16 protein-coding genes are annotated in these 21,666 nt (G+C 52.6%); 11 read left to right on the top strand and 5 right to left on the bottom strand.

All coding sequences use genetic code 11. The features are described from left to right. Window positions 1-4 precede the first annotated feature (4 nt). Window positions 5-1,564 carry a sialate O-acetylesterase gene (locus Q31b_RS21980; protein WP_146601788.1) on the top strand — a complete coding sequence of 520 codons (1,560 nt, stop codon included), beginning with the start codon at window positions 5-7 and terminating at the stop codon, window positions 1,562-1,564. Between the two features lie 396 nt (window positions 1,565-1,960). On the opposite strand, the gene Q31b_RS21985 is transcribed toward Q31b_RS21980, so the two are convergent. From Q31b_RS21985 to Q31b_RS21995, 3 genes are all read right to left on the bottom strand, one after another. Beyond that, window positions 1,961-3,451: an ABC transporter ATP-binding protein gene (locus Q31b_RS21985; protein ID WP_146601789.1), complete on the bottom strand. Its 1,491-nt coding sequence runs from the start codon at window positions 3,449-3,451 to the stop codon at window positions 1,961-1,963. Window positions 3,452-3,520: 69 nt separating this feature from the next. Next, window positions 3,521-4,864, bottom strand: coding sequence for a hypothetical protein (locus tag Q31b_RS21990; RefSeq protein WP_231617758.1), 1,344 nt, complete (start codon window positions 4,862-4,864; stop codon window positions 3,521-3,523). A gap of 473 nt (window positions 4,865-5,337) precedes the next feature. Continuing rightward, on the bottom strand, window positions 5,338-6,087 hold the full coding sequence (locus Q31b_RS21995) for a penicillin-binding protein activator LpoB (RefSeq protein ID WP_146601790.1): 750 nt from the start codon (window positions 6,085-6,087) through the stop codon (window positions 5,338-5,340). Window positions 6,088-6,588: 501 nt separating this feature from the next. Between Q31b_RS21995 and Q31b_RS28555 the strand changes: the two genes are divergently transcribed. The 3 genes from Q31b_RS28555 to purN all read left to right on the top strand — a co-directional run bounded on the left by Q31b_RS28555 (window position 6,589) and on the right by purN (window position 11,190). Further along, window positions 6,589-7,092 (top strand): hypothetical protein, encoded by a 504-nt coding sequence (locus Q31b_RS28555; RefSeq protein ID WP_231617759.1) that lies wholly within the window; start codon window positions 6,589-6,591, stop codon window positions 7,090-7,092. Window positions 7,093-7,168: 76 nt separating this feature from the next. Beyond that, complete coding sequence (gene ileS, locus Q31b_RS22005; RefSeq protein ID WP_146601903.1) at window positions 7,169-10,600, top strand: isoleucine--tRNA ligase; 3,432 nt, start codon at window positions 7,169-7,171, stop codon at window positions 10,598-10,600. Continuing rightward, entirely contained in the window at window positions 10,597-11,190 is a 594-nt protein-coding gene (purN, locus tag Q31b_RS22010) for a phosphoribosylglycinamide formyltransferase (protein WP_146601791.1), read from the top strand. Before ileS ends, purN begins: the two co-directional genes overlap by 4 nt. Window positions 11,191-11,363: 173 nt before the next feature. On the opposite strand, the gene ispF is transcribed toward purN, so the two are convergent. After that, window positions 11,364-11,876, bottom strand: a complete 513-nt coding sequence (ispF, locus tag Q31b_RS22015; RefSeq protein ID WP_146601792.1) for a 2-C-methyl-D-erythritol 2,4-cyclodiphosphate synthase — start codon at window positions 11,874-11,876, stop codon at window positions 11,364-11,366. 238 nt (window positions 11,877-12,114) lie between these two features. On the opposite strand from ispF, the gene Q31b_RS22020 reads away from it, so the two are divergent. From Q31b_RS22020 to Q31b_RS22050, 7 genes are all read left to right on the top strand, one after another. Continuing rightward, entirely contained in the window at window positions 12,115-13,104 is a 990-nt protein-coding gene (locus Q31b_RS22020; RefSeq protein WP_146601793.1) for an ABC transporter ATP-binding protein, read from the top strand. An 84-nt stretch (window positions 13,105-13,188) separates the two neighbouring features. After that, on the top strand, window positions 13,189-14,643 hold the full coding sequence (gene zwf / locus Q31b_RS22025; RefSeq protein ID WP_146601794.1) for a glucose-6-phosphate dehydrogenase: 1,455 nt from the start codon (window positions 13,189-13,191) through the stop codon (window positions 14,641-14,643). 355 nt (window positions 14,644-14,998) lie between these two features. After that, the gene (locus Q31b_RS22030; protein ID WP_146601795.1) at window positions 14,999-15,916 is read left to right on the top strand and encodes a sugar phosphate isomerase/epimerase family protein; all 918 of its coding nucleotides are present in this window, start codon (window positions 14,999-15,001) and stop codon (window positions 15,914-15,916) included. A gap of 31 nt (window positions 15,917-15,947) precedes the next feature. Then, complete coding sequence (gene ruvA, locus Q31b_RS22035) at window positions 15,948-16,574, top strand: Holliday junction branch migration protein RuvA (RefSeq protein ID WP_146601796.1); 627 nt, start codon at window positions 15,948-15,950, stop codon at window positions 16,572-16,574. Between the two features lie 91 nt (window positions 16,575-16,665). Beyond that, entirely contained in the window at window positions 16,666-17,409 is a 744-nt protein-coding gene (locus tag Q31b_RS22040) for a hypothetical protein (protein ID WP_146601797.1), read from the top strand. A 471-nt stretch (window positions 17,410-17,880) separates the two neighbouring features. Then, window positions 17,881-18,909 carry a hypothetical protein gene (locus Q31b_RS22045; RefSeq protein WP_231617760.1) on the top strand — a complete coding sequence of 343 codons (1,029 nt, stop codon included), beginning with the start codon at window positions 17,881-17,883 and terminating at the stop codon, window positions 18,907-18,909. Window positions 18,910-19,503: 594 nt separating this feature from the next. Next, window positions 19,504-19,809, top strand: coding sequence for a hypothetical protein (locus Q31b_RS22050; protein ID WP_146601798.1), 306 nt, complete (start codon window positions 19,504-19,506; stop codon window positions 19,807-19,809). 256 nt (window positions 19,810-20,065) lie between these two features. On the opposite strand, the gene Q31b_RS22055 is transcribed toward Q31b_RS22050, so the two are convergent. Continuing rightward, window positions 20,066-21,664: a 2Fe-2S iron-sulfur cluster-binding protein gene (locus tag Q31b_RS22055; protein ID WP_146601799.1), complete on the bottom strand. Its 1,599-nt coding sequence runs from the start codon at window positions 21,662-21,664 to the stop codon at window positions 20,066-20,068. Window positions 21,665-21,666: the final 2 nt, after the last annotated feature.

Raw genomic sequence — 21,666 nt, forward strand, 5'->3', positions numbered from 1 at the left:
TCTCATGACAATCATCCGTCCATTGTGCATCGTTGCTCTTTTCCTCACGTGTTTTGCTCCGTTGACGTACGGCCAACGCCAAGCCACTGTCGAGGAACAACGCCAACAAGGCTTGCTGCAGAAGCAATCCGACGACAAAACACCCGCACTTCGCTTGGCGGGCGTGTTTGGAAGCAAGATGGTGCTGCAGCAGCAAACGGATGCTCCGATTTGGGGAATGGCCAAACCCGGAGAACCTGTTTGGGTGTCTGGTTCTTGGAACCAAGCGATTTCAAAAACCACCGCCAACGCAAGTGGCCGATGGCAAACCACACTCAAGACGCCCGCAGCAGGAGATACCCCCTACAATGTTGTCGTCAAGGCAGGATCCGATACGGTAAAGCTTGACGACGTTCTCATAGGCGAAGTTTGGATCTGCTCGGGGCAATCCAATATGCAGTGGAAAATGAGAGGTTTCGGCCCTACCTATTTTGGCGAAGCCGTCGCGAAGGCGAACCAGCCTACCATTCGTTACTGCGAAGTTCCCCAAGCCCTAGCATTGGAGGCACAGGACGATGTGCAAACGCGTTGGTCCGTATGCAACCCGAAAACGGTTTTGACTTACAGCGCCGTCGCCTACTTCTTTGCCAACCGATTGCAGAAGGATTTGAATGTGCCGATCGGATTGATTTCAACCAATTGGGGCGGCTCACCAGCAGAAGCTTGGGTCCGCGAAGAGATTATCGCAAGCGATTTCCCTGAGTTTGATGAGACTCGCAAACAATACCCCGCGTTGATGAAAGAGTTTGGAGTCGTTCATGCTCGATCCGCCAAAATGCCAAAAGGTATCAAGCATGGCTTGCCATCGGTTCTATACAATAACATGATCCACCCTTTGGTTCCCTTTGCTTTCCGCGGCGTGATTTGGTACCAAGGTGAATCGAACGTGGAAAAGCCTGCCCAGTATCAAAAACTTTTCCCAGCCCTGATCGAAAGTTGGCGAGAGGAATGGAATCAAGGTGACTTTCCATTTTACTTCGTTCAAATCGCCCCTTTCAAGTACGGCTACACAAAAGTTCCTGCCGCTCTCCTTCGCGAAGCTCAATTGAAAACCCTCTCGGTCCCCAACACCGGCATGGTTGTCACCATGGACATCGGTGACGAAACCAATATCCATCCAAAAGAAAAGAGACCCGTGGGTGAGCGGTTAGCCTTGATTGCGCTGGCGAGAGATTACGGCCGTAAGGGACTCGTGTACTCGGGACCAATCTACAAGGGACACCAAATCGTTTCGGACCAAATTCAGATTCAGTTTCAGCACGTTGGCAGCGGTTTGGCGAGTCGCGATGGAAAGCCACTTTCGCACTTCACGATCGCTGGCAAAGATAACGTGTTTGTGCCTGCCGAAGCGGTCATCCAGGGTGACAGTATCTTCGTCCATAGCGATCAAGTCCAACATCCGACAAACGTTCGTTTCGCTTGGGGCAACGCAGACCGACCCAATTTGATGAACCGCGAAGGCTTACCGGCGTCATCATTTCGCACCGATAACCTCTCGACCCATTTGGGGAACGGAATTGAATAGCGGAGCGTCGTGGGTCAAGAATCATGAGCCTAGCTTCGAAGGACTCCTCCGATCCATGGATGCCGCTCCTTTTGTAGAACGGGACGCGATTTTCGACCTGGGGAACCCAAAACACAACCGCCCATTGTTCCGCCCATCGTTCCGCCCATTGTTCAAAGGGGAAAAACACCAACCCCAGCCGGGAAAAGGCACCGAGGCCATCGTTCACCGCTGGCGTTTCGCAACAATTGATTTCGACCGATCTCAATGATCGCCACGTTTGATGCTATTTCGCAGTGATTTGGTAGTGGATCTTGTTAAAGATCCCATGCGTTAAAGGATCTTTAACAAGATCCACTACGTATTGTTTGATAAAGGATCTTTAACAAGATCCACTACGTATTGTGGCTCGCCGCCTTATGCAGCACGCCCTTGGCGTTTAAGCTGCTTTCGCAAACGCCGCCGTTCGGTCTTACTAAGAGAATCCCAATCGACATCCTCTTGCTGAACGGACGGGTTCCCATCGTCGCTGTCACCGAGATCTTCTTGGCGTCGACGATTCGCTTGGAGGGGCGGCTTGCGAGGCTGCGCAGCAGCGACCGGAGCTTCATCCTCGTCGGCTAGGCCGTCACTCGCTTCCTCATCGGTCGCTGCGGGCGACTTCGGCTTTCGCTTTAAAAAGCCAAGTGAGAAGCGGCGTTTCTTGATACCCGCGTCGCCGCCGCTCGCTTCCGGTAGCGCCAAGTCATCAGCCAAGTCATCATGCTTGGCAGGCTCTTCATCGCTGGCGGCCGAATCAGTATCCGCGTTTGGAGTCGATTCTGTCTTGGCTGCTCTTAACCCAAACCATCGCCGCTTCTTCTTCGCCGGCTCATCCACTGCATCGGCTTCGAGGGTTGGCGTTGGTTCTGCTTGCTTTGTGAGCCTTGGTTCCGGCTTTCGTGGTCCTGTTTTTTCGCTTGGCTGTTCTTCGACATTGGAATCCTTGGATCGTGTCAGCCATTTTTGTTTGAATTCTTCCAAGCGGTCAGCGATCGAATCCTTTTCGTCTAACTTACGTACTTGCCGAACAAGCATTCTTAAGTAGCCACCGAGCGAAGCAAACAGAGTCGCCGACGCGACGAGGGGCAAACAGGTTACCACCGTCCATTTGTTCAAGGTGTCGACCGAGATGAAGTTCCAATTGGCACTCGCCGGTATAGCAAGGAAGGTCCAAGTGGCGATCATTGTCAGCAAAGACCAAGTCGAGCGACGGACTTCGGCGATCATCCGTAGCGCCAGAATCGCTCCTCCAAGCGAAAGGACGACTCGAAGCCAATCGTTTCCTGCCAATGCCACGCGTTGTCCGAGCATGCTGTCCAAGATCGCGCCTGCCCAATCGACCACACCCACCAACGAATGCACACTCGCCAACACCAGGGTGATAATGACCAAACGCCACAATCGGTATTGCCCCACGTAATCGTCGATCCGGTAGCGCCGTACTTGATAGATCAGCAATGAGGCCCCCGCCGACAGGGCCAACAAAATCGCTTCAACCCATTTCCCGAAACTATCGGCCCGATCGAGCCTAAGGGGACGCGCAATCTCGGGACGATTGGCAATCGATGGCCAAGCGACAGAGGCATAATGGGCAATCAAAAGCAGCAATACGACTAAAAACATCGCCCCTGAGACGCCAACGAGCGTGCGTCGTTTAACGGGAACGAGCGAGAACCATCGACCGCGAAGCCGCCGATGAACCCGCGACCCAAACGCCTCCGTAGGCTTTCGAGCTTCGCGCAAATGCTCGGCTGCCCGGCGACTAGCCGCCGTCGAAGTAACCAGATCGGCTTGCTGAGTTGAATACAGAACCCGTCGCCGACGATCGATCGTGCGTCGCCCAAACGCCATAAATACTAAAACCACCGAAAAAGAGAGAATTCCATGACAGGGAAACCTAGGAAAAACGAGACGCTCAAGTCAAGCTTGGAAGTTTCACTTCGCCAAGTAAATGGTCGTTTCAGGAGCGATTGCGATGATGTACTCGTTTCGTCCGTCGACGATCGTCACGGGGCGTTCGACACCGCTTCCGATCGGATGTCCCGACCTTCCGATAGAGCTGAGCGAGATCGTGTAATCACCCGCTGGTAATTCGGCTCGGAGCACTTGAATCTCTCTTGGCAAGAGCCCCCAACACCGCGTGTCGACATGTTCACTGCCGCTCCAAGCCGAAGCTACGGCAAAATGGAATAGCGACCCTGCGGCTCCCGAGAGTCCCAATTGATTGCCGACGGTCGCAACGGTCGTCTCTTTGGCCGCACGGCGCATCACCGCTCGAGCGATCGTCCATGGCATCTCGGCCTCCGTCTGCTTCGTCGCCAACTCACTAACGCTCGTTAAAACCTCGGTCACACCGATCGCGACCCCGTCGGCTCGCACCCCCAATCCGACCACTTCCGATGGGGGCGTGATGACTTGCGGGATTTTAACCGAAGCGATATTGGGTAACGCAACCGCTCGATCCTTCTTGTCATCCTTCTGATTCGCCGTCACGTTCAAAACCGAGGAAGCAATTTGCATTGCCGCAGTGGTCGTCGGTGCTTCGACCTCTTTCAAAATGGGGCCGCGTCCGACGCATCCGATCACGTACAAGACCCCATGTCCGGGGTTACTATGACTTCCCAGATTAGCCCGGGCGATATCGTTCGAAACAGCGGAAAAGCGAGGTTCTACCGCACTGACGAGTTGGTAGGCACGAGCAGCATCGTCGTAATCGTGATGCGTGGCTTCACGTAGGACGCCGCGCAAATAGGGAGCGAATGCGATCGATTGGTAGATCTCCGAAACATTCTCGATCCCTCGGCTCTTCGCATCCTCGGCCAATTCCGATTGTCGCATCGCCGCTTGCAGTGCATAGCTTTCCGCGTCCGCCCCATCGGTTGCCAGAGAACAAACCGCCAACATGGCACGAATCATGATTTGCTCGTAAGCCGCCGGACGATAGACGCGTGCGGTATCGTCGCCAACCATCGCCGCGGCCTCATGCATGGGTGCAAAACTTGCTAAGGCATCGAAATCATCCCGTAGTTTTCGAAACCGCCGTTCCGCCGATTTGGCATCGCCAGCGGCTAATTCAACCATCGCCAAATCGAGTGATGCAGCAGACGAATATCGATCCTTGGATTGCGAAAGTTCCACCAGTGTCTCTTCTGCCGCCGTCAGGTCACCCGCTACAAAGGCATCGCGAGCCATATCGATGCGGGCTAGCGATCGAGCACACCCACCGCTGCTGATAAGGAGCAGCATGAAGATAACGACGAAAGGGTTGATCGATTTCATGCGAGAACTTTAGTAGCTTCGTCTCTCCGAGACGAATATCTCATCTGCTTCGAAAACCCGAGTCTCGGAGAGACTCGGCTACTGGTGAAACGTCTACTTCGAAAACCCGAGTCTCGGAGAGACTCGGCTACTGGCGACACGTCTGCTTCGAAAACCCGAGTCTCGGAGAGACTCGGCTACTGGCGAAACGTCTACTTCAAAAACCCGAGTCTCGGAGAGACTCGGCTACTGGCGAAACGTCTACTTCGAAAACCCGAGTCTCGGAGAGACTCGGCTACTGGCGACAGGTCTGCTTCGAAAACCCGAGTCTCGGAGAGACTCGGCTACTGGTGACAGGTCTGCTTCGAAAACCCGAGTCTCGGAGAGACTCGGCTACTGGTGACACGTCTACTTCGAAAACCCGAGTCTCGGAGAGACTCGGCTACTGGCGACACGTCTGCTTCAAAAACCCGAGTCTCGGAGAGACTCGGCTACTAACCATCCGCTTGGCCGAATGGGCCGTAATTCCACCATTTTCCAGTTCTGGCCTTAGAATATCCCTTGCGAATCTTCGCAGACTCCTTCAAGAAATCGCCAGTGTGCAGATTGACCATTTCCAGCGTCAACACATAATCGCGTTGGCTGCTCTTGTTGCGATCCGTCGTGCCACTTGTGATCGTGGCGTAGAGCAAATAGTCGACTGGCGTTCCGGCTCGGCCCAAGGATGCTGCAAAGATCTGCCGGTTTTCTGGCAAGAACAATGAATCGGGGCGCAGACGGGTTTCCAATAATGCTGCATCAACCATCCGCCGGCTGATGCAGCGAAACGTCTCGGCTGAGTTGATTTGTGAGTCGATTCGCTCGTAGAGCTGGTCCTTGAAGTCAAGCAACTCTTCCGCACTTTTGTTCTCAATCCCAATAAAGCAAACGCTCGCCGGTCCCGTGGCCAGTGCCGAACCGATCTCGCTGCTTTGCGGAAGGTGACCGGCTAATTGCCCAATCGTCGCCTGGCCAGCCAAATCAAAGCCGACCGTTTGGACCGCGGGCGGGCATCGCCCCAGCAGTTTGGCGACCGATTCATCGACAAGCGGGTTCCAAGTCGCCGCGCCCGCCGCATGACTGCCAACCATGTCGACATCGTCATCCATCAGCAAATGGGAATACTGGCGCCCCGCACAACCGCTGAAAATTGTGAACAAGACAATCGAGGCTAAATAGCCATAAAAATTAACATTTATTTTCATTTCGTATCCGTCGTCCGTTTGCTTGCAAATGGCTACAGAGGGGCTATCGTTGCCCTACATGATGTGGGTGGTTTAGAAACTGCGAATAAAAAACGGATATTTCCGGTTTCTCGCCCAATTAGAGCAAGGAAATTTGAACAGTCGGCTTGTGGGCATGGACACAGATATCAAAATAGTGCTCGGCCAATGGTGGGCGGCTTGTCTAACCAACCGATATCAAATGGGGACCCTGTGGACCTAGACCATCTTGGCACCTATTGCATTTCCGAATCCTGTCCGCTTTTTCATCGGCAATCCGGGGTGGCTGGCGTTGACAAAATCCGAATGACCGAGAAACTCTTGTGAATTCACCTAAACTGCCTAAACTTCGACCTATCTCGCTCCGCACTGCCGTGGATGTTATTGTGCAGCAAATTTATCTGGGATAGGCTTCCCGCAATTCCTCAACTTCCCCGTCCTAGACCGCATAATTTTCACGAATCTTTCGAGACGTCCCGATCCATGTCTACCGCATCTTTGCAATCCAATTCGACCAGCAAATCTATCGACATTCACCGAACCTTTACGGCTGCGGAGGCTTCTTTTCCACCAAACGTGCTGGAGCAACTCGTCGCAGGCCCTCTGAGTTCCGACTCGACACTCGCCAGTCTCGATGATGACGACGACGATCTCGATGACGACGACGATGATGACGAGATGGATCGCGAAGACGACGGCTTCGGCACCGACGATGACGAGGTCAGTACCGACGAAGGGTTCAACGACGGACTCGATGAAGACGATGACATTGATGAGTTCGATGACATTGACGAAGACGATTTCGATGACGACTTCGACGACGACTTCGAAGAAGAGCTCGAGGACGATTACGAGATCGAGATCGATGACGAAATCAGTGCCGAATTTGGACTGAGCACGGGCGACGATGACGACGAAGTCGAAGACTTTGAAGATTTCGACGACTTTGATGACGTTGATGACGTCGATGAGCTACCCAATGATTGATTGCCAATGATTGATGACCCGTTCGGCCCTGCGGGAAATCACCTTCTTCCTACTCCACTTCCAAACCGATTTACCGATGTCTGATTCGCTCAGCCCGTTTCGTGCTCCCGCCAGTAGTCCCAACTTCCCAAATCTCGAACTTGACGTCTTGAAGTTCTGGGACGAGCAAAACATCTATGAGACCTCGTTGACCCAACGAGCGGATGCTCCGTCATTCGTTTTCTATGAAGGCCCACCGACCGCCAACGGCATGCCTCACCCGGGGCACTGTTTGACGCGTAGCATCAAGGATTTATTCCCCCGTTACAAAACGATGCGTGGTTACCGCTGTGAGCGAAAAGCAGGCTGGGACACGCATGGTTTGCCGGTCGAAGTGGAGGTCGGCAAAGAACTGGGCATCCATAGCAAGGAAGAGATCGAACAATACGGTATCGAACCGTTCATCCAAAAATGCCAACAAAGTGTTTGGCGGTATATGCAGCAGTGGCAACAACTTACCCGCCGACTGGGGTTTTGGGTCGATCTTGAGCAGGCCTATGTGACCTACCATCAAAGCTACGTCGAAAGCGTTTGGTGGAGTCTAAAAAACCTGTTCGAACGGGGCCTTTTATACCAAGGCCACAAAATCGTTTGGTGGTGGGCGCAGGGCGGCACGGCATTGTCCGCAGGTGAAGTTGGACAAGGATACCGCGAAGTCGCCGACCCAAGCGTCTACGTGCTGTTCCCTTTGCACGATTCAAACCGCTCTTTGGTCGTTTGGACGACGACGCCATGGACACTGCCGAGCAACATGTACGCTGCCGTTCACCCCGAACTGGAATATTGCGTCGTCCGAGATGATGAACTGGAACAGGAACTGATCATTGCATCGGCGCTGGTCGAAACGATCGCCACAAAGTTGAAACGTGAATTACCAGTGATCGAAACGATCTCGGGTCAATCGTTGGTCGGAAAACGCTACGTACCACCGTTCGACAACTACTACAAGACTCTTGGCGAAGAAACGGGAAAACTTCGTAGTGGCGAGAGCGAGCATTTAATGTGGCGAGTGGTCTCAGCCAATTTTGTTACGACCGAATCGGGTAGTGGCATCGTTCATCAAGCACCCGCGTTTGGCGAAGTCGATTACGAGGTACTCGTGAGCGAGCAAGCGCGTTTCATTGAAACCGATCGACCGGAATTGCTGTGTGCGGTTGCCCCGAACGGTAAATTCAATGACGAATTCCCAGAGATGAAAGGGACATGGGTTAAGGATGCCGACAAACCGATTTCACGCCTGTTACGTGAAGCGAACCGGCTGCTTCTGCTTGAACAATACCTTCACGAGTACCCGTTCTGTTGGCGCGCTGACGAAGACCCACTGATTCAATACCCACGACAAAGTTGGTTCATTCGCACAACCAAATTTCGCGACTTGATGCTGAAGAACAACTCTCAAATCGGTTGGCAGCCCGAGCATATTCGCGATGGACGCTTTGGCAACTTCTTGGAATCGAACGTCGATTGGGCACTCTCGCGAGAACGCTACTGGGGTACGCCGCTGCCAATCTGGGTTTGTGAAAACACCGGACGCGCCGAAGCGATTTGCAATTACGACGAATTGTTGGCCAAACCCGACGTCCGTGGAACGGAGGTATGGGAAAAGGCAAAAGCGGAAACTCCCGAACTCGCTGACGACTTAAAGGTCCATAAACCCTACATCGACGCCATCACCTACGCGTCCCCCTTCGCCGAAGGTGCGCGGATGCAGCGAGTTACCGAGGTCATCGATTGCTGGTACGACTCCGGTGCAATGCCGTTCGCCCAATGGGGTTGGCCGCAGCACAACAACGAGCGTTTCCGTGATCAATTCCCCGCCGATTTCATCAGCGAAGCACTCGATCAAACTCGAGGTTGGTTCTACAGCCAGTTGGCAATCAGCACGATGTTGTTCGGCGACGGTGCATCGATCCGCGATGAATCGCTGCCTCTGGAAAACAAACTCAGCGGTTCCAAGGCAACGGACGAAATGCTTTCCGACCAAGCATTCCCGCATCCTTACCGTAACTGCATCGTGCTCGGTTTGATGCTCGGCGAAGACGGCAAGAAGATGAGCAAGAGCAAAAAGAACTACCGCGAACCGAACGAGATCTTTGACAAATACGGCGCCGATGCTCTGCGCTGGTTCTTCTTCGCCGGGCAACCACCATGGACCGCGATCCAATATCGAGAACAATCGATCAAAGACTCGATCCCCGAATTTTTGCTCCGACTTTGGAATGTGTTCAGCTTCTTCAGCATCTATGCCGAAATTGATGGGTTTGATCCGACAACCGCCAAAGATGCGGACGAACAATTAACACCAGAGTCTTTCGCCTCGTCACCCACCTATCGAGACATCAAAGAGCGAAGCGAAATCGATCGCTGGATCGTCTCGGAACTCAACCGCACGATCGAGATCGTCGTTTCGCGAATGGACGCACTCGATAACTACAACGCCTGTCAAGCGTTGACTTCGTTCGTCGATGCGCTCAGCAATTGGTATGTTCGCCGCAGCCGAGATCGATTCTGGGATAGCGAAAAGGAATCACCAGACAAGTACGATGCGTATTGGACGCTCTACGAGACGTTGCTTCAAACCACCAAATTGATCGCTCCGTTCGTCCCGTTCTTGGCAGAGACGTTGTGGCAACAATTGACGGCACCGTTTTCGGAGCAGGTGAAGAAGAGTGTCCACCTTTGCGATTACCCCGAAGGACATTCCGATCGAGTTGATACGAATTTGTCAACAAGCATGAGACTGCTTCGCGAGATCGCCTCGCTCGGTCGTGCGGCTCGAGCGGATGCGAAATTGAAGGTTCGATTGCCGCTTTCGAAGGTCGAAGTCGTACTGACGGACGATTCGCAAATCGCGTGGCTGAAGACGCACGATTCGCTCATCCGTGAAGAATTGAACGTCAAAGCGGTCAACTACACAACCGATGGCGAGCAATATGTCCAGTACAATGTTGTGCCAAATTTCAAACGCTTGGGCCCTCGCGTCGGAAGAAACATCCCAGCGGTGAAAAAGGCATTGAGCCAAGCCGACGGCAATTCGTTGCTCGCGTCACTTAGCCGCGATGGCAGTGTGAAAATTGAGTTACCCGATGGCGCATCGATCGAGCTCGATGATCAAGATATCGAAGTTCGCTTGCAAGCCAAGCCTGGTTGGGCTGCCGCGCAAGGCAGTGGATGCGTGGTGGTGCTGAACACCGAAGTGACCGACGAACTGAGGCAAGAGGGTGTCGCGAAAGATCTGATTCGTACGATCCAAAACCAACGCAAAGAGATAAAATGCGACTATACCGACCGGATCGTGGTGGCGGTCGTCACGACCGATGCCGATGTTTTGGCAGCCGTCAAACAACATCGTGATTTGATTTGCGGTGAAACGTTGACCAGCAATCTGACCGATTCCGCAATCGACTCGGTCTCGCCGATCGACACCGAGTTTGGTCAGATTTTTGTGCAAAGGGAAACACTCCTATGACCGATCACTGTTTGAAGATCGGTGTTTTTCTCAGTGGCAGTGGCCGAACGCTACAAAACCTAATTCATCATCGCGATCAGCACGGATTACCGATTGACATTCGTGTTGTCATCAGTAGTCGCCGCGATGTACGGGGCGTCGAGATCGCCCATGATAATGGGATTGATGTGCGAGTCGTAAGGAAGTCCGACTACCCAAATCCAGACGAACATTCTCGACAAATGTTTGATCCATGCCGTGAAGCAGGCGTCGATTTGGTCGTGATGGCAGGCTACTTGAATCACGTTTTAATCCCTGCTGACTTTGAAAACCGAGTTATCAACATCCATCCGTCCTTGTTGCCCGCGTTTGGTGGCCCGGGAATGTACGGAAGCCGCGTGCACCAAGCGATTCTCGACCGATGCGTCAAGATTACGGGATGCACGGTTCACTATGTCGACAACGAATACGACAACGGCCCAATCATTGTGCAACGATCGTGCGAAGTCCGCTCAGACGATACCGCCGACACGCTGGCGGCTCGAGTGTTCGAGCAAGAATGCATCGCGATGCCTGAAGCAATCCGGTTGATTGCAGATGCGAAGCGGTAGCGAATGCTCGCTGCTTCGCATCCCTTGAAGCGATACTTAAATCCTAGTGCTTCCACCACAACGAAGAATGAGGGTAAGAATCTTTCGTGGCGGTGCCTCAGCGATGTCGATGTTACTCCAATTTCCCAGGGCGTCTGAGCTCATTCGCGTGATTAGCGGGCGAAATCCTCTATTCACGGTGAGAGAGAGTTTGCGGTTCCGCACGCCAAAACAACGACATGGCAGGCGATCGCAGCAGCGTCTCCGATCGCTCCGATCCCCTCGGCCGTTTTTGCTTTGATACTGACTCGATCGATAGAAATATCCAAAAGCTCGCTGACAGCATGACGCATTTCATCGATGTGCGGAGCCATCTTTGGACGTTCCGCGATGATCACGCAGTCCAAATTGACGATCTGCATGGAATGGTGTCGCAGTCTTTGAATCGCTTCAAGCACAAAATCTTGGCTATCGCGACCACGGTTCTCTTCGGCGTCATCAGGAAACAGCCGCCCGATGTCCGCTTCACATACCGTTCCCAGAATCGCATCGGTAATCGAATGGAGCAGTACATCGGCATCGCTATGACCGATCGCATGGACCTCGGCTGGCAAGTCGACGCCGCCAATCCGCAGTGGACCACCGTTACCAAGACGGTGTGAATCGTAACCAAGACCGATGCGTATCGAAGGAAGGGAAGCTGTCATGGAAGGATGATAATCTGGTTGAAGGCGTTATGGATGAAACGGGGTCCCAGGGTTTGCCTAGGCCTCCTGCTTTGCAGGCCTCCGGCCTAGGCATTGCCGTTCACCGCGTTGCCCGTTGGACACGCGGTGAAACAGGGCAAAATCAAAGGGGATCTATTGTCATTTGCAACGGTCTCTACAATAACCGATCCAATCGTCGTCGTGGTACCCATTTTCTATTTTAGGTTTTTGCATTTTCATGTCGATTATCGAAGTACGAGGACTGACCAAATCATACCGCGTTTACAACAAACGCGAGGGGCTTCGTGACAGTGTTCGTGGCTTGTTTCGCCGTGAATACAAAGACGTTCACGCAGTTCGAGGGATCGATCTCGATGTGCAGCAAGGCGAATTTGTCGCCTTTCTCGGGCCCAACGGTGCAGGAAAAACGACAACGCTGAAATTGCTGAGCGGCGTCATCAACCCAACCGAAGGATCGGCAACCGTCATGGGATACGTCCCCTGGCAACGAAAGAACGAATACCGCCGCCGCTTCGCTTTGGTGATGGGCCAAAAAAACCAACTTTGGTGGGACCTGCCCGCTCAAGAATCCTATCGTTTGCACCAGCAAATCTACGGTATTGATCGCGAAACGTTCCAAGTCACGCTCGATGAACTGACTGATCTACTCGACGTTACGCGTTTACTCAACCAACCGGTGCGTGAACTATCGCTCGGCGAACGAATGAAGATGGAATTGATCGCAGCGATGCTACACAGTCCGGATGTGCTGTTTCTTGACGAACCAACCATCGGTCTCGATGTCATCGCCCAGCACAATATCCAGAAATTCTTGAAGTACTACCAAGAGAAACGGAAAATTACGATCCTGCTGACCAGCCATTACATGAAGGATATCGCAGCGTTGTGTAAGCGAGTCGTCATTATCGCGAACGGTCGGATCGAGTATGACGGATCGCTTGTTGGGATCGTCGACAAATTTTCGGGAACCAAGATCATCACGTTGCAATTTGCGGACGGTCACCGACCCTCGCTCGCCGCCTTTGGGGAAGTTCTCGATGAAAGTTGGCCGAAGGTCAAGGTACGCGTCAGTCGGGCAGACGTGCCGCGAGTGTTGGCCGAGACATTGAGAGACAACCCGATCGAGGATGTTTCGGTGGAAGATCCGCCGCTCGAAGAAGTCATTGCCGAGCTGTTTCGCGAATCGAGTGAACGAGGTAGCGTCTAACCCTCGTCAATCCGCAACAATTTACCTAAGCTAAATTCCCGACGATTCTCCTTCTCGAATCCCCACGTAGGAAACGATCATTCGATGGCAAATACGATTGTAATTTTTGGCGCTTCCGGCGACTTGACCAGCCGTAAATTGATTCCCGCGCTCTATCGTTTGTTTCAGAAAAAAAGGCTCCCTGAAGGATCTCAAATTGTTGGAGTTTCTCGTAGTCACTTCGAACACGACCAGTGGCGAGATGCACTGAAGACCAGCGTCAAGAAATTTGCTGCCGATTGCTTCAACGAGAATACCTGGAAAGAATTCGCCAGCCAAATCTATTACCATGCAGGCGATATTACCAATACCGAAGATTTTATCTCCCTATCCAGATTTCTCGACAGTACCGAACCGGAAAACAATTCAGGCCGTTTGTATTACTTGTCGACCATGCCCCAACTCTACGAGAAGGCGATCCAACAACTGGGGGCAGCAGGACTAAACGACGACGCCAACGGATTTCGACGAGTGGTGATCGAAAAACCGTTCGGGACCGATTTGAAGTCAGCTCAGGCGCTCAACCAATCCATTCATTCCGTTTTTCGTGAAGACCAAATCTATCGTATCGATCACTACTTGGGTAAAGAAACGGTCCAAAATATTTTCGCTTTGCGATTCGCCAACAGTATTTTCGAACCGATTTGGAATCGAAACTTTGTCGACCATGTGCAAATAACCGTTGCGGAAGAAGTCGTCGTCGGACGACGAGCCGGTTATTACGACTCCGCGGGCATCATGCGTGATATGTTTCAAAATCATCTACTTCAATTGATGATGATTACGGCAATGGAGCCACCATCGCGATACGATGCTGCGATGGTACGCGATGAAAAAGTCAAAGTGTTGCACAGTATTCGCCACATGACGGGTGGTGATTTCGCATCCGATACCGTTCGTGGCCAATACAAAGGCTATCTCGAAGAGGATGATGTTCCGGCAGGAAGCGAGACCGAAACCTATGCCGTGCTAAAACTGTATTGTGACAATTGGCGATGGAATAACGTCCCGTTCTATCTGCGCAGCGGCAAAGGAATGTCATGCCGAACGACGCAAATTGTCATCCAATTTAAGAACGTTCCGCATATCTTGTTTGGGGAAAAGACGCGTGAACCGCTGGGCAATCGTTTGGTCATGCAAGTTCAACCAGCCGAGGGAATCCAGTTACATTTCGAAACGAAAGTGCCTGATTCCGAAATGAAGACTCGCACCAGTACACTCGACTTTAGTTTTAGCAACACGCCTGGCGGTAAATCGATGCCTGATTCGTACCAACGACTACTCCTGGATGCGTTGACCGGTGACGCCAGCCTCTTTGCCCGCAGTGATGAAGTGGAATTGGCGTGGGGAATTGTCGATCCGATCCTGGCCGCTTGGCGTAGCCCAGCAGCCCCTCCGTTGTATCGCTACGAAACGGGATTGTGGGGACCGCCGGAATCCTCCGAGTGGATGTACAAACAAAACCGGGAGTGGTTCGACGTTTGCCCCGTCCTGTCCTAGCCATTTGCCAGCATTGACTCTTAGGTAGTGGATCTTGTTAAAGATCCTAGCCCAGATGATACGCAGACTGTTTTTCGAGCAATGAACGTAAACGCTTGAAGGCGTAGACTTAGCAAAACAATTTGCAAGCCCATGAATCATCCGGGCTAGCGCATGGGGATCTTTAGCAAGATCCACGCCCCCCCACCCTCATTCTCTCCCCAACTCCTAATGACAAATGACAAATCCCCCCCTTGGCTACACGCGGGTGATTCTGCGATACTGTTGATCGAAAGATAAGCCGATCTGGCGATTTTCGCCTGCAATTGCACGAAACACGGAAACACTTTTACGTTATCAAACTCAGGAATGCTGAATGTTTAAGAACTTTTCTCCTTGGTTATTGGGGATCAACGGTCGCCAAAGCGAACTCATCGAATTGGCGCTGACCTACGGTTTTCGTGGAATGGACGTCGACATGGCCGATATGCTTCGTCGTAGTCAGCGAACGAGTCTGGAAGATGCCACGAAATACCTGCGGGCTACCGAAATCCGAATCGGCGGATTCGATCTGAACATCAATTTGGATGCAGACGATGAGACATTTACCGCCCAAGTGGCTACGTTGCACCCGATGGCTGATATCGCGAAGGAACTGGGCACCAAGCGTGCTTACGTCAAGTTGCCAGCCGCTACCGACCGCTTACCCTACCACGAGTATTTTGAGATTCAGCGGGCCCGCTTGAATCAAATCGCCGAAGTATTGGCTCCCCGAGAAATCTCGCTGGGAATCGCTTTTGCACCTGGCAAGGAATTGGAAGAAGGCAAAGAATTCGCTTTTGTTCGTGACGTCGAAGGCTTCATCGCTTTGGTCAGCAGCATTCCAGCATCGAACGTTGGCTATGTGATTGACACCTTCGCATGGGTCGTTGGCTCAGGTTCGATGGACCAATTGACAGGCATCCCAGCCGACAAAATCGTTTCCGTCCGGCTCGGGGCTGTCGCCAGTGAAGTCGAGCCGTCCAAAGCGGTCACGAATGATCGGGTATTGCCTGAGAAAACAGGTCTGATCGACCATGTCGCTGTCCTCAAACATCTCGACGAGATCGATTATGCAGGTCCGATCAGCCCCAGCGCTTCGTCAACACGCTACAAGGGACAAACTCGCGAGAGCACGGTCCAGCAAGCCCAGGAAGCGATCGATAGCATTTCCAAAGAAGCTGGTTTACACGTCGCTCCATTGCCAATGGATTTGATAGAAGACGTGCCCTACGAACCCACGCCAGCCATCTAGTGCTTTGCCAGGCACTTCAAAGGACTAGAAATTGATCGTTACGATTACGGGAAAACTGCTTCGCGTTGGTGAAGCAGCCGTTGTGATTGAGTCGTCGCCATTCGAATACGAAGTATTGGTTGCCGATTTTACCCGCCGACAACTACAGGGGAAGATCGGTACCGATGTCCGTTTTCATACGCTCGATTACATCGAAGGCAACGCGGCACAAGGCGGACGTTTGACGCCGCGTTTGATCGGTTTTCTTTCCGAACCCGAACGCCAATTCTTCGATTTGTTCTGCAGTGTCGATGGTGTGGGCGTCAAAAAGGCTCTACGGGCAATGGTCCGGCCGGTCAAAGAGTTGGCCGTTTTGATTGAGCAGCAAGACGCAAAGGCGTTGTCGGCGCTACCGGGTGTCGGACCTGCCACGAGCGAGCGAGTGATCGCAAAACTACGACGAAAAATGCCTCGTTTTGCCTTGATGGTCGATCGAGAAGGAATTGCGGATACCCCCGAACTTGGGCCACAAGTGGTTGGTGAGACATTTGACGCACTCATGACGTTAGGCCACTCCGAAGCGGACGCGCGCCGATTGATTGACGAAGCGGTCGCAAGCGGTAAAAAATTCAAGGACACCGAATCGCTTTTAACCGCCATCTACCAACGTGGTCATTGAGTAATCCCATCCGGTTCTAATTTGCCTAGCTTCTATCTACACTAAGGGAAGCAGCTAATCCCAAACCGATCCCAATCCGCGAGGTGACACATTGAACGGATACGGCGCATTTAGCGACGATTTCTACATAAACCTGATTTTGACGACCGAAATGGAACTGCCCAAAGGTCGCGAATCTATTCTTCACTTTTTTGAACAAATCCGACGCCGATATCCAAAATTACAGAATTTCTACAGTCGTGACAAAAACGAATACGTGATCGAAGAAGAAAAAGATGCTGGATCGTATCGGTGGGTCTCGACAGAATCCAAACGGATCAACACGGGCAACGTGAATCCCTCGGACGCCGATGCCGTCGACGATCTAAACCGCACGGTTTTGGAGTTAATTCCCTATGAATTATCGGTTTCTCCGCTCGATTGTGAATCGCTCAGCGTGATGTTCGGCTTTGATTTTGCTTATCGTGGCAACCATAACGAAATGATCGCCGATGTGATTGGGGTTGCCCCCGGGCTCCAGCCGTTCTTGAAAGTGCCGTATGGGAAAGTTCTGTCACACGAACCAGCAATCCAATTTGCACTCGATGAGGAATGCAGGACACAATGCCGCGTTAGCTTTGAATCACGAACCAATGCCTACCAGGTTCGTACGTCCGATTTTGCCGAAGAACAACTGAGCGTCTATTTGACGGTTCGCCGTTATGATAGTCTCGGACCTAACGATACGTACGTCGCCGAGTACGATCGTTTGGTCGCATTAGGACGCGATTTGGTCGAAGAATACCTGGTCGCCAGTATCCTCAAACCGCTTCAAGACGCAATCTCATTGCCCTAGTAGCCGCGTCTCTCCGAGACGCGAATTTCCCCCACGCGTCTCGGAGAGACGCGGCTACTTTGAAGCCAAGTTTCCCCACGCGTCTCGGAGAGACGCGGATGCTTTGAAGCGAAGTTTCCCCACGCGTCTCGGAGAGACGCGGCTACTTTGAAGCCAAGTTTCCCCCACGCGTCTCGGAGAGACGCGGATGCTTTGAAGCCAAGTTTCCCACGCGTCTCGGAGAGACGCGGATGCTTTGAAGCCAAGTTTCCCTCAGCGTCTCGGAGAGACGCGGATGCTTTGACTTGCCCGAAATAACCACCAACCGTAGCGGATTTGCTGTAGCGATTACGTCGACCATGCCGATTCTATCGAAGGAAGCGCGGAAGACAGGAAGCGCACGCAAGGTACGAGCGCTCGACATCTTCTCAAAATACGAGCTAGGTGAACGAAACCTGACGGTTTCATGATCCAGAAGGATGAATCGGACGAATGAATCGAACTAAACCGCATCAGCGTTTTGAGATCTCTTGGAAAACAAAGGCGGCTGCCGCTGCGCTATTGTTTGTCTCGAATATGCCTACTGCGGAAGCGCAGAGGGCCGTTGTACCAGGATCGGGCAGCGAGATCGTGGGGGTTTCCGATGACTTCGAAGACCCAAATTGGGCCTATGTGCCCAATAACCCCAAGAGCACCGAAGATATCGACGAAAACCAACGCAGTCCAATGGGCCGCACGACCAATGGACGTTGGTACGAAGGTGTCAAGCGAGGACATCCCGACGTGGTTGAGCGCGTCCGTACCCCTGCGGGCGGTTTGCCTGGCAGCCAGGGTGCTCTACTGATGCGATCAAAGTTCACAGGAATTCCAGGTAGACCTGAGAACAAGATGCACCAGGACGATTTCATTTGTAACATCCAGTACCGGCTGAAACGTAAAATTGATATCTCGGAATGCCCGAGCGTGACCACGAGAGTGTTCTTACCGCCGGTGGCACAATGGGAGCAACGAAGTGGACCTCATTTCGGATTCCGGCTGGCCTTGGAAACGACCGCCATGGTCGACAAAGAAAAAGGTATTGGAATCTTTAAGCGGACCGTGGAAGAGATGGGCAATGAGATCTATTGGCCAGGCATGTTTATCGAATTCGAAAGCAAAGCCGATTCGACGCGTACGCAAGATTATGCCTATCTACGCGTTCGCAGTGACCAACGCGGCGGCGATTTCCGCGGTCCTCAAATCACGACCACCGGTTGGTGGACTCTCGGTATGAGCGTCACACCCGATGGTATGGTTCATTACTACGCATCCCCGGGTGTCGATGACTTGACCGAAGAGGATTACATCAGCAGCCAATTTCCCTACTCGTACCGTGCCGAACGATTCCGAACGTTCTTCTATAACGTGTGTAGTGCGGATGATGGTCGAAGATGGAGCACAGCCTTTATCGTTGACGATCCGAAGGTCTTCGTGCTGAAGCCGAAGCAGCAAATGGCATCGCGACAACCAACCCGTCGCTAGGGCAAGCGGTCACCGGTAGCGGAAGTCGTCAAGAGGTTGACTCAGTTGGAGCTAGATGCCGCAGTCATACAATCGGCGTCCCAAGGGATTCAAGCCATTAGCCCGGATGATTCATTAGCCGTTTTGGCGATAACGGCCTGTCGATTTAATCGTTTAACGCTTAGCCGAAGGCGTCAGCTTTTCCATAAGCGGTCGCCTATGGCTTGGCGTTAAACAATCAGTCGAGTCAAACCGATTAAATCAGCAGGCCGCTAACGCCAAAACGGCTAACCCGGATTATTCATGGGTTCGCATAATGTTTCGATAACTCCCATGCAGCAAGCCGTTTACATTCATTGGTCGAAAAACAGTCTGCGCATTAGCCGTTTTGGCGCTAGCGGCCTGCTGATTTAATCGTTTAACGCTTAGCCGAAGGCGTCAGCTTTTTCATAAGCGGTCGCCTACGGCTTGGCGTTAAACGATAAGTCGAGTCAAACCGATTAAATCGACAGCCCACTAGCGCCAAAACGCCTAATGAATAATCCGGGCTAATACGCAGACTGTTTTTCAAGCAATGAACGTAAACGCTTGAAGGCGTAGACTTAGCAAAACAATTTGCAAGCCCATGAATCATCCGGGCTAAGCTTCAGTGGCGTGTGGACTTCGTTCCGCATTGGTCTGTTGCAGAAGGATATCGCCTCCTTGTACGAAGGACGTTTGGCATACCAGAAAGCGTTGCTCAGTGCGTCAGGACGCTTGCTTCCAAACCGCAAGCGAGCCCGCAGTAACCCGCGAGTGTCCCACACGCGCAGCCAGAAATCGACAAAATTCCCAAAAGAGCAACGCAAAGCAAAAGCGAAACAGGCCAACGCCGATGCCGAAAAAGACAAACCAATCCCCCCCCGATTAACGACAAAGTAGGTGGCATTGGGCTAACGGCACCGGCAAGGATGTTTCGGCCTCCGGCCTTGTGGGTCGATGGCGCAGCTATCCACGGGTTTTTCGGTGGAGCCAGAAAAAAAAAAACAACAATCCTGTGTTATTCGCCATACCATCTTCAGCCGATCGGCTGGGTCATCCTCAATCGGTCCGAGATCCTGTTCGTCCGTTAGAGAAAGCTATTGGACCACATGCCGATGATTTCGTTCATTCTCGTTCATAGCCAAAGTAAACCATGCTACGGTTGCTTTTGTGAAAAGTACAACGCTCCGGTCGGACAGGCTGTGATGCATTTTTCGGCAACGCTTCCGAGTGCCTCTTCCATCGTTGCGTGAAATGGCACCCCAATCCGTACGTCAAATCCACGACCAACAAAACTCAACCCCAACGCATCTTCCGACTCGTTAGCGATTTGAATACACAGCTCACAATTAATACATTTGCCTGGTTCGTAGATAACCGAGCCGCTGCGATTGACCTTCACATAAGCTCGCCGCTCGCTTTGATATCGCGTCGGGTCGGCTCCGTATTTTCCCGCGTAAGTCTCGAGCGAGCAATTGCCGTGAGCAATACACCCGCACTCTAGACATCGTTGCGATTGATCAGCGGCTACCGAACCTTCAAAAATCATCGGAAGATTCTTGGAACTCGAAATGGAATCGCCATTCTTCGCAGCCTCACCGAGCCGTCCGATCGGTTTCCCATTCGACAGAAACTCAGCCATCTCCTCGGTTGGGATCTTGCCAACTCGCGACGAGAACGGACGAACAACGGGAGTAATCGTTTGCCCTCGAACAAACTCGTCGATTGCGGCCGCAGCTTCTTTACCATCCGCAACGCTGCGAACCACCAAGCCCTTACCACGGATCGCGTTGCCGGCCGCAAACACTCGTTCGGTTCCCGTTTCAAAAGTCCCTGCGTTGATCTCGATTCCTCGGCGGCTGATCTTCAACCCCCAATCGCCAGCAAGCTCTTTCGCTTCGCCGCCGATACAGATCAAAATAGCATCGAAGTCATTCTGCAAGTCACTCAGTGTTACATCAGTGCCAAGCGAGACTCCTGCGGCGAACTCGACTCCCATACGCAAAATGACGTCAATCTCACCCTGGAGGACTTCAGCGGGCAAGTCCTTCGGGAAATCGGTTCGAAGCCGGCCACCCGCTCGATCGGCGGCGTCGATCAGTATGACGTTGTGCCCTGAAACGCGTAAATGAAACGCAGCCGCCAACCCGGTTGGCCCCGCACCGACGACCACAATCTGTTTTCCGGTGTCTTCTTTACAATTCGGGACATAGGGAGAGTCCGAAGCCAAATCTTGATCGGCAACCGAGCGTTTCAAATCGCAAACTTCAACGGGTCCATCAGCGGACGAGCGCCTGCAACCTTTCTCGCACGGCTTTGGACATACTCGCCCGAGGACAGCGGGCAGGGCAATGTCTTCCTTAATCGTCGCAATCGCCGATGTAAAATCTTCGTCACCGATGTCCCGCAGCATTTTGGGAATGTCCATGTGGGCCGGGCACGCGAAATAGCACGGTGCCAAACAATCACCAACATGGTCACTAAGCAATAATTCCAAAGCTGTTCGCCGCAGCGCATGGACCTCATCCGTTTCGCTTTCCACTCGCATGCCGTCCACCGCAGGCATCCCACACGACGGAAGAACGCGACCGCTATCGACCAGCTTGACCAAGCACACTTGGCACGATGTCGATGCTTTGTATCCCTTCAAGTAGCAAAGTGTCGGGACATCGATGCCCAGTTTGCGAGCGGCATCGAGAATCGTTTCGCCATCCGCGACTTCCACTTCGACATTGTCAATGGTTATTTTGGGCATCG

Origin of the sequence: Novipirellula aureliae, from assembly GCF_007860185.1 — a bacterium.
Classification (GTDB): domain Bacteria; phylum Planctomycetota; class Planctomycetia; order Pirellulales; family Pirellulaceae; genus Novipirellula_A; species Novipirellula_A aureliae.